This window comes from Microvirga sesbaniae (genome assembly GCF_025460805.1).
GTDB classification, from domain to species: Bacteria; Pseudomonadota; Alphaproteobacteria; order Rhizobiales; family Beijerinckiaceae; genus Microvirga; species Microvirga sesbaniae.
Genome location: NZ_JAMXFJ010000018.1, coordinates 63,004 through 78,133 on the forward strand (window position 1 = coordinate 63,004; position 15,130 = coordinate 78,133).

The following is a 15,130-nucleotide window of genomic DNA, read 5'->3' on the forward strand; positions in this document are numbered from 1 at the left end:
GCGGCCGGTAGCGCCTCAAGCCCATGCCGGAAGGCGCGGACGAGCCTGTTGAGCGGCGTAAAACGTCGCAAAGAAGAGCCATGCCCGCGGGTCTCCGCCCCTCTCCCCGGGGGTGGAACGACCCTGGTTTTGAATGTAGGCTCCCGTTAGAGCATCGGACCCAAAGGTGGGTCTACTTTTGGGTCCGATGCTCAATTCCTGAAGCGGCGCATCGTTCGGCGCGGACCCAGCGGGCCGCGCAAGCGAAAACCGAGTTCACTTTTCCGCACGATGCCTCCAGGCAGAGAGGGACACGATCATCGGCGCAGTCTCGGCGGACGAAAAGGTCACTTGGTTCGGGCCGTTCCGGCTCGACGTGCCGCGGCGCAAGCTCACCTGCGGCAACGACCCCGTGCACCTGGGCGGCCGGTCGATGGACATCCTGATCGAGCTTGCGAGAAGCAAGGGGAGTCTCGTCCCCAAGGACGTGCTCGTCGCGAAGGTCTGGCCGAACCTGACCGTGCACGACGGCAACCTGAAGGTCACCGTCGCGGCTCTGCGCCGCGCCCTCCGGGAACACGCGCCGTCCGTTGACTACATCGGCAATGTCGTGGGCCGCGGCTATTGGTTGCGCGACGACGACGAAGCCGGGCGGGCGACCGCGCAGATCGCGTCCTCGGGCGCGTCTCTGCCCGATCTGGCGATGTTGATCGGGCGCGAAGACGAGATCGCGGCGATCCGCGCCTCGCTCGCCGCCAATCGCCTGACCACGATCGCCGGCCCCGGTGGGATCGGCAAGACGACGGTCGCGGTGGCGGCCGCGCAGCTCTTCGAGGATGACGGGCGCGGCGCCGTGACCTTCGTCGACCTTGCCCGGGTAGCGAGCGACGAGTTCGTCACGGCCTCCCTGGCCGTCGCGCTCGGGATCCGGGCCGACGGCAGCGACAGCCTGCAATCGCTCGTGTCCATCTTGGCCGGACAGAAGATCCTTCTCGTGCTGGACACCTGCGAGCACGTTCTCGGGGCCGTCGCCCACATCTCCAACGTTATCCTGGCGGGCGCTCCGGAGGTTCGGATCCTCGCGACGTCGCGTCAGGTGCTGCGCGCCCGCGGCGAGAAGGTGATATGGCTGGAGCCCCTGCCCGTCCCGCCCGACGAGCCGGGGCTTGGCATCGCGGAGGTCCTGCGCTACGCGGCGCCGAGGCTCCTGGCGGCGAGGGCCAGGGACAAGGCGGAACTCCTGCTGAACGATCACCATGCCGGCGTCCTCGGCGAGATTTGCCGGAGACTCGACGGGTCGCCGCTGGCGATCGAGCTTGTGGCTCCCCGGTTGGCCGGACGGAGCCCGGAGGAGGTCCTCGCGGAACTCGACGACCGGTTCAAGACCTTGCGCCGGTCGGCGGGCGGAGGTCCTCTGCGTCACCAGACGATGCTGATGACGCTTGAGTGGAGCTATGCGCTCCTCACGGAGGACGAGGCCGCGATGCTGCGAGCCGCCTCCGTGTTTGCCGGCACATTCGGCGCGGACGAGGTCAGGATCGTGTCTGGCGGCGCCCTTGGCCCGGCGGCAGCGGCCGATGCCGTCTCGGGCCTGCGTCTCAAGTCGGTGTTCAGCGTGGACGAGGCATCGGGAGAGCTCCGCTACCGGCTGCTGGACAGCACCCGGGCCTTCGCGGCAAACCTGCTCGAGAGTCATGGCGAGCTCGCCGAGGTCTCCGCCCGATATGCGAACCTTCTCTTGGACGTGCTCCGACGGGCGGAGACGGATCTGCTCGCGCTCAACAACCGCCGGTGGCGGGCCGTCTACGGCGCGCGATCCGACGATCTCCGCAGAGCGATCGAGTGGACCCTCAACCGGGGGAACGATCCGCTTCTGGGGGTTCAGCTCGTCGCGGCCGGGCTGCCCCTCTGGCAGGAACTCTCGCAGGCCGAGGAAAGCCGGCGAAACTGCGAGCGGGCGTTGGTCGAGTTCGACCGCCAGGGCGGCACCGACCGCAGACTGCAACTCGCCATCATGGTCGCCCTGGCGTCGGCGAACACCTACCTGTCCGCCGACCCGGACAAGGCTGCGCACTTGTTCGACGACGCCCTCCGGCTCGCTCGCGATCTCGGCGATGTCAAATCGGAGTGCCGTATCCTGGGAGCCCTTGCGCTCTACCAGCTTTTGCCGGGCTACGACAGCGATGCTCCCGACACGCTCGAGGCGATGCGGCAGGCGGCGATCCGGGCCAACGATCGAGCGGCCCAATGGGAGGTGGAAAAGCATCTCTCCGAATGGGAAACTCTGCAATGTGACTTCCCGTCGGCGTGCTCCCGGCTGGAACGTCTGTTGGAGGTTATGCCAGGCTTCGAAAACCCGGAGATTCCTCAAGGCCTCATCCATCAGCGCATCAAGGCGCAGGTCCATCTTGGCGCGATGCACTGGCTGATGGGCCGCCCGGGCCAGGCCCTGGCACTGACCCGCGACGTCGTGAGCGTGGCGAGCGGGGCGCATCACGACCTGACTCTCATCCATTGCCTCGCTCACGGGGCAATCTTCACCTACATGAGATGTGGCGCTTACGAGGAGGCGGCCGCCTGTTGCGGGATGCTGACCCGCGCAGTCTACCGGTCGGGCGCGGCGGGGTGGCTGCCCCTCGCGCGCCTGTACACCGCCTCCGTCGCAGCCGCCGCGGGTCCGTCTCCGCCTGTGGCCGAGTTGCAGTCTTGCTTCGACGAGCTTCGGACCGGGATGAACCAGATCGGAAACCACAGCTATTACGCCACCCTCACCGAGGCGATGCTGGCGGCTTGCGAATACGGGAAGGCACGCGAGGTCATCGACTTCGTGTTGGACATGGGCGCCCAGAAGTGGATCAGGCCGGAATTCCTTCGCATGAAGGCCGCGGTTCTGCGGTCGGACGGCCTCGACGACGAGGCTCTTACCCTGCTTCGGGAGGCTCTCCTGAACACCGTCGAGATCGGTTGCCGTTCCTGGGGGATCCGGATCGTCGTCGACATCGGAAGGCTCCTGCGGGACAACGGCGCGATCGATGAAGCCCGCGACCTGGTCGAGCCCGTCCTCGCCGAGTACGACGACGGCTCCGACACGGAGGATCTCGCGAGAGCCCGCGCGCTCCTGGCCGAGCTGTAGACATCACTGCCGGATTTGCTCGGTTTTTCACCGTTTTACATGCGTTGAGACCTTGGCTCCCTAAACTGACCCGATCGGGATCGTGCAGCGCGGAGCAGCCCATGAACACCCCAGACCTCGACCTCTCGCGCCGCGAATTCGCGGCCGGCGCCCTGACCACGGTCGTGACGGCCTCGGCTCCCCGGGCGAGGGCCGCCCAGGCGGCGACGCCCGGGTCCGCGGCCGGAGCCGCACCCCAAATGACCGTCGCCCTGCAGGTGAACGGGCGCAGCCATGAGCTGACATTGGACCTTCGGACAACTCTGCTGGATGCGCTGCGGGAACATTTGCGGCTGACCGGGACGAAGAAGGGTTGCGATCACGGTCATTGCGGGGCCTGCACCGTGCATGTCAACGGCACGCGCATCAATTCCTGCCTCAGCCTTGCCGTCATGCACCAGAGCGACAACGTCACCACGATCGAAGGCCTCGGGACGCCCGACAAGCTCCACCCGATGCAGGCGGCCTTCATCAAGCATGACGCCTACCAGTGCGGCTACTGCACATCCGGCCAGATCTGCTCGGCTGTCGCCCTCGCGGCCGAAGTGAATAAGGGCGTACCGAGCCACGTGACCGCCGACTTGACGGCGCCGATGAAGCTCGACAACGCCGAACTGCGCGAGAGGATGAGCGGCAACATCTGCCGCTGCGGGGCCTATTCGAACATCGCCGAAGCCGTCAGCGAAGCCAGTGGAGCGATCGAATGAAGCCCTTCACCTACGAACGGGCCAAGAGCCCGGCAGAGGCCGTGCAGGCGGTGACCTCGACACCCGGCGCACGCTTCATCGCTGGCGGCACGAACCTCCTGGACCTCATGAAGCTCCAGATTGACGCGCCGACCCACCTCGTCGACGTCCGCGGCCTACCCTTCACGACGATCGAAGACACGCAGGACGGCGGACTCCGGATCGGCGCGCTCGTCACCAACACCGACCTCGCCTCGCACCCGCGGGTCAAGCGCGACTATGGCGTCCTGTCGCGCGCCATCGTGGCCGGGGCCACGGGGCAGTTGCGCAACAAGGCGACCACCGGCGGCAACCTGCTCCAGCGCAACCGCTGCCCCTATTTCTACAACACCGACATGCCCTGCAACAAGCGCCGCCCTGGTTCGGGCTGCGCCGCCCTGGAGGGTGTCTCGCGTTCCCTCGCGGTGATCGGCACGAGCGACAACTGCATCGCCCAGAACCCCGGCGACATGGCCGTGGCGCTCCGCCTGCTCGACGCCGACATAGAGGTGCTCGGTCCTTCCGGCCGCACGCATACCCTCCCGATTTCCGAGTTTCACCGCCTGCCCGGCGACACGCCGGAGCGCGATTTCGCCCTCGGCAACGGGGAGTTGATCACCGGGGTGAAGCTGCCGCCGCCGCTCGGCGGGACGCACCATTATCACAAGGTCCGCGACCGGGCCTCCTACGCCTTCGCGATCGTCTCGGTCGCAGCCGTGCTGCAAAAGGACGGCAGCGGCCGCGTCGCGTTCGGGAGCGTCGCGCCGAAGCCCTGGCGCGTGCAGGAGGCGGAAGCGCTCCTGCCGCAGGGGCCATCGGCCGTGACGGACCGGGCCTTCCAGGATGCGAGGCCGACAAACGACAACCGGTTCAAGATCGCACTGGCCGAGCGGACGCTGGCGCTGGTGATCGACGAAGGGAGGCGGTGAGCCATGGATTTCACATCTCCAGCCGGCCCGAACCCCATCGACCGCCAGATTGCGGTGGGCCGCGCCACATCCCGCGTCGACGGCCCGCTGAAGGTCACGGGAACCGCCCCCTACGCGTATGAACGCCACGACGTGGCTCCGAGGCAGGCTTACGGATACGTGGTCGGCTCTTCCATCGCCAAGGGGCGCGTCACCGGCATCGACACGGCCGCCGCGAAAGCCGCGCCGGGCGTGGTCGGGATCATCACCACGCTCGACTACAAGCCTGCCGAGCCTCCGGCGCGGCAAGCCGCGAACCTCTTCGGCGGCGACGAGATCTCCCACTACCACCAGGCGGTGGCGCTCGTGGTCGCCGAGACGTTCGAGCAGGCCCGGGCCGCCGCGCAACTGGTCGACGTGCGCTACGACAAGTCGGCAGGGAGGTTCGACCTTGCCGCCGAAGCCGCGGCCGCGAAACCGGCGGTCGACATCAACGAAGGTGAGGACGCCAAGATCTATGACCGCCTCGGCGACTTCGATGCCGCCTTCGCGGCGGCGCCGGTTCAGGTCGACGCGAGCTACACGACACCTCACCAGACCCATGCGATGATCGAGCCGCATGCCTCGATCGCCGCCTGGCAGGATGGCAAGCTGACCGTGTGGACGTCCACGCAGATGGTGGGATGGACCCGAACGGGACTGGCCAAGATCCTCGGCCTCCCGGAGCCTGACGTCCGGATCGTGTCCCCGTTCATCGGCGGAGGCTTCGGCGGCAAGCTCTATCTGCGGGCCGACGCCCTGCTGGCCGCCTATGCGGCGAAGGCACTCGATCGTCCCGTGAAGGTGACTCTCCAGCGGCCGCTGATCATCAACAACGGCACGCACCGCTCCGCGACGATCCAGCGGATCCGTCTGGGTGCAGGCCGCGACGGCAGGCTCACGGCCATCGGCCATGTGGGCGTCAGCGGCAACCTCCCGGGCGGCGCCCCCGAGGCGGCGGTCGCGCCGACGAAGCTTCTCTATGCGGCTCCCAACCGGGACATGTATTTGACGCTGGCCGAGCTGGACCTCGGCGAAGCCAACGACATGCGCGCGCCCGGCGAGGCGCCCGGGCTGATGGCGCTCGAGATGGCGATGGACGAACTCGCCGAGAAACTCGGCATGGATCCCGTCGAGCTGCGCATCCTGAACGACACGCAGACCGATCCGCGCGACCCGAACAGGACATTTTCCGAACGCCACCTGGTCGAGTGCCTTAGGACGGGCGCGGAACGTTTCGGGTGGTCCCGCCGCAACCCCAAGCCGGGTTCGGTCCGCGACGGCAAGTGGCTGGTCGGCATGGGGGTCGCGGCCGGCATCCGGCTGAACCTCCTGATGCCCTCGGCAGCGCGGATCCGGCTGGAGACCGACGGGACGCTCACGGTCGAAACGGACATGACCGACATCGGGACCGGCAGCTACACGATCCTTGCCCAGACGGCTGCGGAAATGATGGGGGTCCCCGTCGAGGCCGTGACCGTGAGGCTCGGCGACTCCGCCTTCCCCAAGGCCGCGGGATCGGGTGGCCAATGGGGTGCCAACAACGCGACCTCGGGCCTCTACGCCGCCTGCGTCAAGCTGCGAGAAGCGGTGGCGACGACCTTCGGGATGCGCGGCAACGACGTCGACTTCTCCGGCGGCATGGTGACGGCCGGGGGGCGCTCCGTTCCGCTCGCCGAAGCCGCCAGGGCCGGTCCACTCGTCGGCCAGGACGGTATCGCCTATGGCGATCTGGACAAGACCTATGTTCAGGCGACCTTCGCGGGCCAGTTCGCGGAGGTGGGCGTCGACGGTTTCACCGGCGAGGTCCGCATGCGTCGCATGCTCCAGGTCGTCGATGCCGGACGCGTTCTGAACCCTCTAACGGCCCGGAGCCAGGTCATCGGGGCCATGACGATGGGTGTGGGTGGCGCGCTCATGGAAGCGCTCGCGGTCGACCCGCGCTACGGCCTCTTCATCAATCACGACCTCGGTGGCTACGAAGTCCCTGTCCATGCCGACATCCCGCACCAGGAGGTGATCATCCTCGATTACCCCGACCCGGTCTCTTCTCCCATGAAAGCGAAGGGAATCGGCGAGATCGGCCTGTGCGGCGCGGCGGCCGCGGTCGCCAACGCGGTCTATAACGCTACGGGTGTCCGGGTGCGCGACTATCCGATCACGCTGGACAGGCATCTCGACCACCTGCCCACGGTCTCGTGAAATGGGACGCGTCCTGCAGACCGGAGGTTGGGTCGGCGAAGAAGCCGGACCGGACGTTTACGTCGACCGGAAGGAGCAGGTCTTCCCGACCCTCGGCGGCGAGATGATCGACCGCATGCGGCCTTATGGCCGGGTGCGGTCATTCGAGGCCGGGGCGTTTCTCTACCGGTCGGGCGAGCGGGGAGTCGATCTCCACGTCGTCCTCGAGGGGGCTATCGAGATCCTGGACGACGGCCTTGATCAGGAAGCGTCCATCGTCGTGACCTACGGCCATCGTCAGTTCACCGGGGAGTTCGATCAACTGAGCGGGCGCGCGACGCTCGTCTCGGCGCGCGCTGCGCAACCCGTGAGGGCCCTGGCCTTCGACCGGTCCGGCTTCCGGAGCATGGTCGAAGCGCAGCCCGACATCGCCGATATCCTGTGGCGGGCCCTGATCCTGCGCCGCCAGGGGATGATCCAGAACGCGGTCGGCGGCACCATCCTGATCGGCAGCCGGGCTGATCCCGCGTTTCTCCGTATCGGCCGGTTCCTCTCGCGCAACGGCTGCCCGCACCGGCAGATCGACGCCGACGGGGATTCCGACGCGCGCCGGCTCATGGTGAGCGCCGGCGTCAATGCCGACGATCTCCCGGTCGTGATCGTTGGGACTCGGGCGATCCTACGCCATCCTGACGACAGGAGCCTGTCCGACATCCTGGGCGTGTCCGAACCCGTGGACGGGGATCACATCTACGATCTCGCGATCATCGGCGCCGGTCCGGCCGGACTCGCCGCCGCGGTCGGCGCGACCTCGGAAGGGATCGACACCATCATGGTCGACACGGTGGGTCCGGGCGGCCAAGCCGGCACAAGCTCCCGCATCGAGAACTATCCCGGCTTCCCGCTGGGCCTCTCGGGCCAGACCCTCGCCGCCAAGGCGCTCGTGCAGGCGCAAAAGTTCGGTGCCCGGCTGATCGTCGCGCGCGGCATCGAGGCGATCGACTGCGAGCGCTGCCCCTTCGTGCTGCGCCTCAACAGCGGCGAGCGCATCATGGCGCGCGCTGTCCTCGTGGCCGTCGGCGCGACCTACCGCTCCCTTGACCTCGACGACATCGACAGATTCCACGGGCGCGGGATCCACCATGCGGCAACGGGCATGGAGGCGAAGCTCTGCCGCGACGCGGACGTCGTCGTGGTGGGCGGCGGCAACTCGGCCGGTCAGGCAGCCCTATTCCTGTCGTCGCATGCGCGCCACGTGCATGTGCTCGTTCGGGGCTCCGCACTGGCCGACACCATGTCCGACTATCTCCTCCGGCGGCTGGAAGCGTCGGATCGCATCTCGATCCACACGGGAGCCACGGTGACGAGGCTTGACGGGGACTTGACCCTGACCCGCGTCCGATGGTCGTGCCGCGATGGGACCGAGGGGCTGGCGGACGCCTCGAACCTGTTTCTCATGCTTGGCGCCGTGCCGAACACCGGCTGGCTGCAGGGCTGCGTGGATCTCGACCGCCATGGCTTCGTCCTCACCGGGGAATCGGGCGGCGACGGGACCGGCCGCTACCGAACCAGCCGTCCGGGCATCTTCGCCGCCGGGGACGTCCGGTCGGGCTCGGTCAAGCGTGTGGCCGCAGCGGTCGGTGAAGGAGCCGTGGTCCTTGCCGAAATCCATCACTGGCTTAGAGCATAGGACGTGAAAAATGGACCCACCTTCGGGATCGATCCGATGCTCACTTCCTTAAGCGTCGCATCGTTCGACGCGGACCCAGAGGGCCACGTCAGTGGCCCGCTTTCGTCCGCATGATGCGCTAGAGCATCGGACGGACCCAGAGGGCCGCGTCAGCGAAAAGTGGATCCGGTTTTCGCTGGCGCGGCCCGCCGGGTCCGTTCTGACCGATGCTCTCATTCAAGAAGAAAGCATCGGATGGATCCCAAAAGTGCAAGTCCACTTTTCACGTCCGATGCTTTAGCGAGCGGACCGACCGACAGGCGTAACGCTGCAGACGCGTTTCCTGAAGTCTGGATGGGGTGACATGCCCAAGCTGTTCACCGGACTGAATCTCGGGCCATTGGAATTCCGCCATCGCGTCATGATGGACCTGCCGTTCAGGGCCGGCCCGAATGCAGCCGCGGACCTCCGACGGCTGTCGAGAACTCTCGTCGGGAGCGTCGTGATCCATGATCTCGGACCGTCCATCGAAGGCATCGGACAGGTCGGCGCCACACGCACAGCCCTTGCCGGGCCATCGCTCAAGCCCGCGCATGGGCATCGTCAACGGTCGATCGCCCGGATTCGGGTCGATCTGTCCGACCCGCGGGCCGGCATTCGGTGGAAGCATTCCGCCGCATGGGTTCGCGACCGAGGCTACGACGGGGTCGAACTCGACGTCTCGCAGGCAAAAGCGGCCGTGGCGGCGGACACGCTCGAGGAGCTGCTCGGCGACATTCCCGATGTCCCGGATCGGACCCGGCTCGGTCTTCGACTGTCCGGCCGCAGGAGCGCCGAGGTATCCCTGCCGGAAGCGCTGGCGCTCGCGCGTGACTACGAGGTTGCCTACGTGCACCTGACCGAGCTGCCGTCATGGACGACGGGGTGGCCGTCGTGTCGGCGCGCGGCCGAGATCCGGAAGGCCTTTCCAGGGGTGATCGTGGCGGCTGGGTGCAATCGGGTGGCCGCGGCCGTGCACCTCGTCGAAGACCGCTGGGCGGACGCGGTGTCGTTCAGCCTGGGCGATCCTCGAGCCCCGGATCTCCTGTCAGAGTTCAATCGAAGGCTCAAAGCCCCCGGTCCTCCGCGGAACGATCCGCTTTGACGAAGGCCCTGGTGATATCGGGCAGCCGATAGCGGAGCGCGCTCTCACGGGCGTCCACGTTGACGAGCGACTTCTCGAACAATCCTGACAGGGCTTGGTGCACGTCGCGGCAGCCCGCCAGCATCCCAATCTCGACCGCCTCTGCCGCGCTGAACGTCCGGGGAAGCGTTGCAATCGCCTTGAGAAGGGCGCGCTCGCTCGAGGTCAGGAGGCCAAAGCTCCACTCAAGGGCCGCATAGAGCGTCCGGTGCCGAGGCAGGGCCGTTCGCTTGCCGCGGGTCAGGATCGAGAAGCCGTCGTCGAGGCAAGAGGCAATCTCCGCCAGCCCGAGGTCCGGCACCCGTGCTGCGGCGAATTCGAGAGCGAGAGGGATTCCGTCCAGCCGTCGGCAGATCTCGGCGATAGCCGTGAGGTCCTGGCCGCCGAGGTCCGACGGGAGTGATCCCATTCGTTCGATGAACAGCGCGATGGCGGTATAATCCGTCGCGTTCTGGGATGAAAGATCGTCCTCGGCCTCCGGAAAGCTGAGGGAGGGCAGTCGGAACGTCCATTCTCCGGTGGCCCTGAGGATCTCGCGGCTGCACACGAGGAGGCAAAGGTCCGGACAAATCGCCAACAGTTCCTCAGCCAGCGAGGCGACGTGCTCGACCAGATGCTCGCAGGTGTCCAGCAGCAGAAGGTGCGGCCCGGCACGCAGTGCCGCCACCAGTTCCGCGAGCGTGCCGTCGTGGCTCTCGACCTCGAGGGCGGCGATCATCTTTTCGACGATCCCGGCTCGACAGCCGACATCGGAGAAATCCGCATAGGCGATCTTGCCTTCGTACGAGCCGGCAAGGGCCGAGGCGGTCGCGGCTCCGACCGTCGTCTTCCCGATCCCTGCCGGACCTGTGATCGTGACGAGGCGGCGCTCGGCAAGCGCCTGCGCCACGTCCGCGATGACGTCATGGCGACCGATCACCGTCGGGGTTGCCTGAGGAAATGCGCGGGAGGCCCGCGCTGGCCGTGGTTCCACCAGGGCGGGCAGCACGAAGCAGTATCCGCGCAGCGGGACGGTTTCGATGGCGCGAGCGGCGGTCTCGCAGCGGGCGAGCACCTTTCTCAGCGCGGCAATCTGCACGCGCAGGTTGGCCTCGCCGACGGTGATGTTCGGCCAGGCGGCCTCCATTAACTCTCCCGTGCTCACGACGGAGCCGGCGCGGCTGACGAGCGTCCGGAGAATTTCGAATCCTCTGCTGCCCACAGGCACCGGGTCCGCGTCGAACGTGAGCGTCCGTTGCCGGGGCAGGAGACGGAAACGGGAGAACGCGAAGCAGTCTTCGTCCACGCTGGGCATGCAATCTCGCGCCGGTTCGCGCCCTCGGCCGGTCTTTCGGCTGCGGGCTGTTTCGCCCCCTGGTCGGTTCGGTTCGGGCGCATTCCGACTGGACAGCCCGCGACGGGATCTCTACTCAGACGGCCGTTTCATCGCCGTGCTCCTGCCTTCATGACTGTTGGCCGATGCTACAACGCCCCCTGCGATTCGGCCGGTTAAGCATGGTCAAACCGGGTTAAAAGCACCACCGTCAGGCGAGCCCTTCCAGGCTGGCCATTGCGACGATCCCCGGGGCAACCTCACCGAGATCGACAGCCACTCCACCGAACCGATGTCCACGAACCCGGGGCAGTAGCCGCCGCTGGAGCCTCGGACCCATCTTTGACCTCCGATGCTCCGCTCCTTGAGGGACGCAGGGTTCGGCATGGACCCGGAGGGCTGCGACCTGCCCTACTCCACCGTTTCCACGCTCGCGTGACCGGGCGGCAGGTCACCAGGCCCCGGCCGCAGATAGAGCAGGATCACGGCGACGTAACAGGCCATCCCGAGCACCGGCATGAACAAGCCGACGAGGAACGCGGCGGCGTAGATCGACGGTCCGTAGAGGTAGCGAACGGCGATCGCGCGGTAGAGCCTGTCGTCCACCCGCGGGTCCAGCAGGTCACGCCGGCGGGCCCACCATAGGATGATATTGAAGGCGATTGCCTGGCCGAGCATGACCGTCGAGTAGAGGCTCGCGGCCACGCGCTGGTCGGCGCGAGGCAGAGCGGCGAAGCTGTCGGCGAGGATCTCGGCGGCGAACGGCGTCACGGCCAGGAAGGCCATCAGGAGCAGGTTGAGAATGCAGATGCCCTGGTCGACCTTGGCAATGTAGCGCCACAGGTTGTGGTGGGTCATCCAGATCTGACCGACGACCACGAAGGTCAAGCCGAAGGCGAGGTACGACGGCCACCTCCGGGTCAGCTCGACCAAAAGTCCATGGTCCCGGGCCGCTGCCGGATCGAACTTGAGAAGCTCGACCGCGAGCAGGGTCAGCATGATGGCGATCACGGCGTCGCTGAACGCCTCGACGCGTCCCGTGCCGCGGCTGGCTTCCCGTCCGGGCCCCCATCGAGTGACGGGACGTCCCGGGGCCCCGCCGCGCCGCTCCGGGTCTCGGGGCACCATCCTATTTTCCCGGCGGCTCGTACCGGACGACGTCGACCTGCATCTGCTGGTTGTTGAGCCGCCAGGTCCGGGTCCAGGCCATGGCGACCGGCGTGATGATCCAGATCGACGCGATCGAGAGCGTCACAGACGTGAACGCCAGGCGGACTGCGAGCGGCAGGTCCGGCACCAAGGCCGTCAACCCGAGACTCATGAGCAGCAACAACGGATAGGTGACGACCCAAGTCGACACGAACACCTTCCACTTGGGCCCGGATCCTTCGCCTGGCACGACCACGTGGACGACCGGGCCGCCCATTTTGCACAGCTCGCGCAAGGAGTCCTGCTCGAGAGCCCGGATCATCTCCCGATGCGCCGGCGAAGCTTGCCACTTCTCCAACTCGCCCTCGTTGGCGAACTGCGAGACAAGGAAGTTCAGCCCGCCGAGCTGCTGGATCAGCAGGGTGGAGAGATGGTGGGTCTCTCCTTCCGCACGGGCGAAGGCCCGCTTGAAGTGACGGACCACCTCTTCTTCGCGACCATGCCGGGAAATCAGGGACGTGACGGTGGTCAGCACGGCGGACCTCCTCGGCTGAGTGACGGTCGTTCGCGACTGTCCGCTCGCGCATCGTGCGGACGGGTGAAGACGCTTCTCACTGACGTGGCCCTTCGGGCCGCGTCGAAGGATGCGCCGTCCTGGTCCCGGTCAGATCAGGGCACTCGCATAAGGCATCGTGCCGGCTCATCCGCGCGTTGACCATGATCTCCCGTCGGTCAGCGTCGACAACCATGAAGGGCAGGCCCCTCCCGGTCGGGCCCGTCCATTGAATCGTGTGGATCATCCGAGATCTCCAGCAGATGACGCGTTGTCCGCCCACGCTAGCAGCCTCGTCGAAGGCCGAGTTGTAAAAGGTGGTAAAACGCTGAAAGGCACTCCCCTGGCATGGATCCTGGTTCGGCCTGAATGCCGGCTCCAGGGCCGACCACCCGCGCCGCCTCGTCTTTACACCCTTTTTCATGGTTTCATTTTCGCTCCACCTCCCTCGGACACTAGGGTGTCCCCGGGCACGACGAGCTTTGATCACGGGGAGCTGCGCGCGCCTGAGGACTGATGTCATCACGTTCCAAGCCGCACAACAGGAGGTATTCATGACCGACAACGCCTCGCTGGCCGTCGGCCCGTTGGGAGTCCGGCTTCAGGGCATCCAGCACTTCGGGCTGACCGTCCAGAACATGGACCGGGCCTACGAGTTCTACACGGAGGTGCTGGGCGGCACGAAGGTGTTCTTCCACGGCGACTTCCAGGGTGACGCCGTCCAGAACACGTTGCTGGCCGACCAGGAGATCCGCGCCAACGAGCTTCAAGTCGACCCGCGCACGATCGGCGTACCCGACCTGAGGAGCGGAGATCAGCGCCTCGACGTGCGGTTCGTCCGGTTCGACAACGTGGTCGTCGAGCTGCTGCAGTACCGCAATGCCGGCGAGCCCATGGGCGGACCGAACAGCTTCGCCCCGCCGGTCCAGAACATGAGTCCGGCCTTCCCGCGCATGATGCATATCTGCTTCTACGTGCGCGACGACGTCGACTTCAACCAGTTCATCAGCGACCTCGAGGCTGAGTCGGCCCGCCGCGGCATGACGCAGGTCCGGGCCAACCGGATCGTGCGCGTGCGCACCGAGGAGGAGCGCCGTGCCGCGCCCCGGGATGCGAACACGAACAGGGTGACGGTGGCTCCGTCCGATGGCTGGGAACTGATTTACTGCAAGGGTCCGGAAGGGGAGCAGCTCGAGTTCGTGAAGGTGCTCGGCCCTGTGAAGCAGCGGTTCGCGGACGCCGCCGAGGAGCACGACCGGCTCCGCGTCCCGCGCTGATCGGTCTTGCCCGACGTCGAAAACCGCTCGATACCGGCCGCCGCTCGACCCAGAGCGCGGCGGCTCGCGACAATGGAGACGCATGATGGCGACGAACGGTCCAGGACAGAGTTACGGGAGCGTCCTTCCAGGAGCCTACTCCATCGTGGCGCAGGTCCGCGCCAAGCCGGGCAAAGAAGCCGATCTGCGGGCCGCGACGCTGCCGCTGATCGACTTGGTACGGGGCGATCCCAAGAACCTTGTCTACTTCCTTCAGGAGAACAGGGAATCGCCTGGCCATTTCATCTTCTACGAGGTCTTCGCGACCCTCGAAGACTTCGAGGCCCACAACGCGATGCCGTATGTCCAAGACTGGTTCTCGCGGCTGCCGGATCTTGCGGATGGCGGTGTCGAGGTTCTGCGGATGGAAATCCTGGGAGTCTGAGGGCGCCGGGACTCCGCCGCGAGCCAGCCGCACCGCGCGCGACAAGTCGGATCAGATTGGAGCCTTGCATGCCGAGGGGTTGAGCATGGGCCAAAGTGCGGGCCGCGTCGCCACGGGAAAAAGGCGTCTTATCGTCCGATTCGAAAGATTTGCGCTGCGCCGTATTTCCGTGCGCACCGGTCTGTCTCTCGGATCAGCGAAGAGGATCATTCTCGAGCAGGATCGGCTGCCCATGCGGGGTTGCATGCACCGCGCGGTCCCAAGCGTCCCGCCGCTCCGCGAGGGCCTGTTCACTTGCAATGCCCTTCTCCCTGACCAACTGCTCGATTGCAGAAAGCCAGTGCTGATAATAGGTCGAACCATCGTCGCACCCGCCTGCCGCCTGGGCGCGCCTGATCGCAGCCGACAGCGCCGCGGCCCATTCGGTCCAGGTGAACAGACCCCGCTCGTACAGGGCCAACGTCATCGCGAAGGCCTGGGCCTCCCACGGCTCGCGGAAGACAGGTTCACCCTTCTGGTCGCGGGGGATCGGCGCAAGCTCTGCGGCCGCGCGGGCCAT

Annotated in this window: 12 protein-coding genes; 8 read left to right on the forward strand and 4 right to left on the reverse strand. The window is 66.8% G+C overall.

From position 1 onward, the window contains the following. The first annotated feature begins 355 nt into the window (after positions 1–355). The 6 genes from OCW50_RS21780 to OCW50_RS21805 all read left to right on the forward strand — a co-directional run bounded on the left by OCW50_RS21780 (position 356) and on the right by OCW50_RS21805 (position 9,817). Entirely contained in the window at positions 356–3,112 is a 2,757-nt protein-coding gene (locus OCW50_RS21780) for an ATP-binding protein (RefSeq protein ID WP_262298925.1), read from the forward strand. Between the two features lie 101 nt (positions 3,113–3,213). Beyond that, entirely contained in the window at positions 3,214–3,858 is a 645-nt protein-coding gene (gene paoA / locus OCW50_RS21785) for an aldehyde dehydrogenase iron-sulfur subunit PaoA (protein WP_262298926.1), read from the forward strand. Next, the gene (locus OCW50_RS21790) at positions 3,855–4,805 is read left to right on the forward strand and encodes an FAD binding domain-containing protein (protein WP_262298927.1); all 951 of its coding nucleotides are present in this window, start codon (positions 3,855–3,857) and stop codon (positions 4,803–4,805) included. Before paoA ends, OCW50_RS21790 begins: the two co-directional genes overlap by 4 nt. 3 nt (positions 4,806–4,808) lie before the next feature. Beyond that, positions 4,809–7,025, forward strand: a complete 2,217-nt coding sequence (gene paoC / locus OCW50_RS21795; protein ID WP_262298928.1) for an aldehyde oxidoreductase molybdenum-binding subunit PaoC — start codon at positions 4,809–4,811, stop codon at positions 7,023–7,025. A 1-nt stretch (position 7,026) separates the two neighbouring features. Then, positions 7,027–8,694, forward strand: coding sequence for an FAD-dependent oxidoreductase (locus OCW50_RS21800; protein ID WP_262298929.1), 1,668 nt, complete (start codon positions 7,027–7,029; stop codon positions 8,692–8,694). A gap of 343 nt (positions 8,695–9,037) precedes the next feature. Further along, positions 9,038–9,817: a beta/alpha barrel domain-containing protein gene (locus tag OCW50_RS21805; RefSeq protein WP_262298930.1), complete on the forward strand. Its 780-nt coding sequence runs from the start codon at positions 9,038–9,040 to the stop codon at positions 9,815–9,817. Here the strand turns inward: OCW50_RS21805 and OCW50_RS21810 are convergent. The 3 genes from OCW50_RS21810 to OCW50_RS21820 all read right to left on the reverse strand — a co-directional run bounded on the left by OCW50_RS21810 (position 9,780) and on the right by OCW50_RS21820 (position 12,852). Continuing rightward, entirely contained in the window at positions 9,780–11,150 is a 1,371-nt protein-coding gene (locus OCW50_RS21810) for an ATP-binding protein (protein ID WP_262298931.1), read from the reverse strand. The two genes, OCW50_RS21805 and OCW50_RS21810, sit on opposite strands and share 38 nt — an antisense overlap. A gap of 429 nt (positions 11,151–11,579) precedes the next feature. Further along, entirely contained in the window at positions 11,580–12,296 is a 717-nt protein-coding gene (locus tag OCW50_RS21815; RefSeq protein WP_262272179.1) for a TMEM175 family protein, read from the reverse strand. 1 nt (position 12,297) lies between these two features. Then, positions 12,298–12,852: a putative antibiotic biosynthesis monooxygenase gene (locus OCW50_RS21820; RefSeq protein ID WP_262298932.1), complete on the reverse strand. Its 555-nt coding sequence runs from the start codon at positions 12,850–12,852 to the stop codon at positions 12,298–12,300. Positions 12,853–13,424: 572 nt separating this feature from the next. Here OCW50_RS21820 and OCW50_RS21825 point away from each other — a divergent pair. Both OCW50_RS21825 and OCW50_RS21830 read left to right on the forward strand, forming a co-directional pair. After that, on the forward strand, positions 13,425–14,147 hold the full coding sequence (locus OCW50_RS21825) for a VOC family protein (protein ID WP_262298933.1): 723 nt from the start codon (positions 13,425–13,427) through the stop codon (positions 14,145–14,147). A gap of 85 nt (positions 14,148–14,232) precedes the next feature. After that, positions 14,233–14,571, forward strand: coding sequence for a putative quinol monooxygenase (locus OCW50_RS21830; RefSeq protein ID WP_262272182.1), 339 nt, complete (start codon positions 14,233–14,235; stop codon positions 14,569–14,571). Between the two features lie 193 nt (positions 14,572–14,764). Here OCW50_RS21830 and OCW50_RS21835 read toward each other — a convergent pair whose 3' ends face one another. After that, entirely contained in the window at positions 14,765–15,130 is a 366-nt protein-coding gene (locus OCW50_RS21835) for a nitrile hydratase accessory protein (protein WP_262272194.1), read from the reverse strand.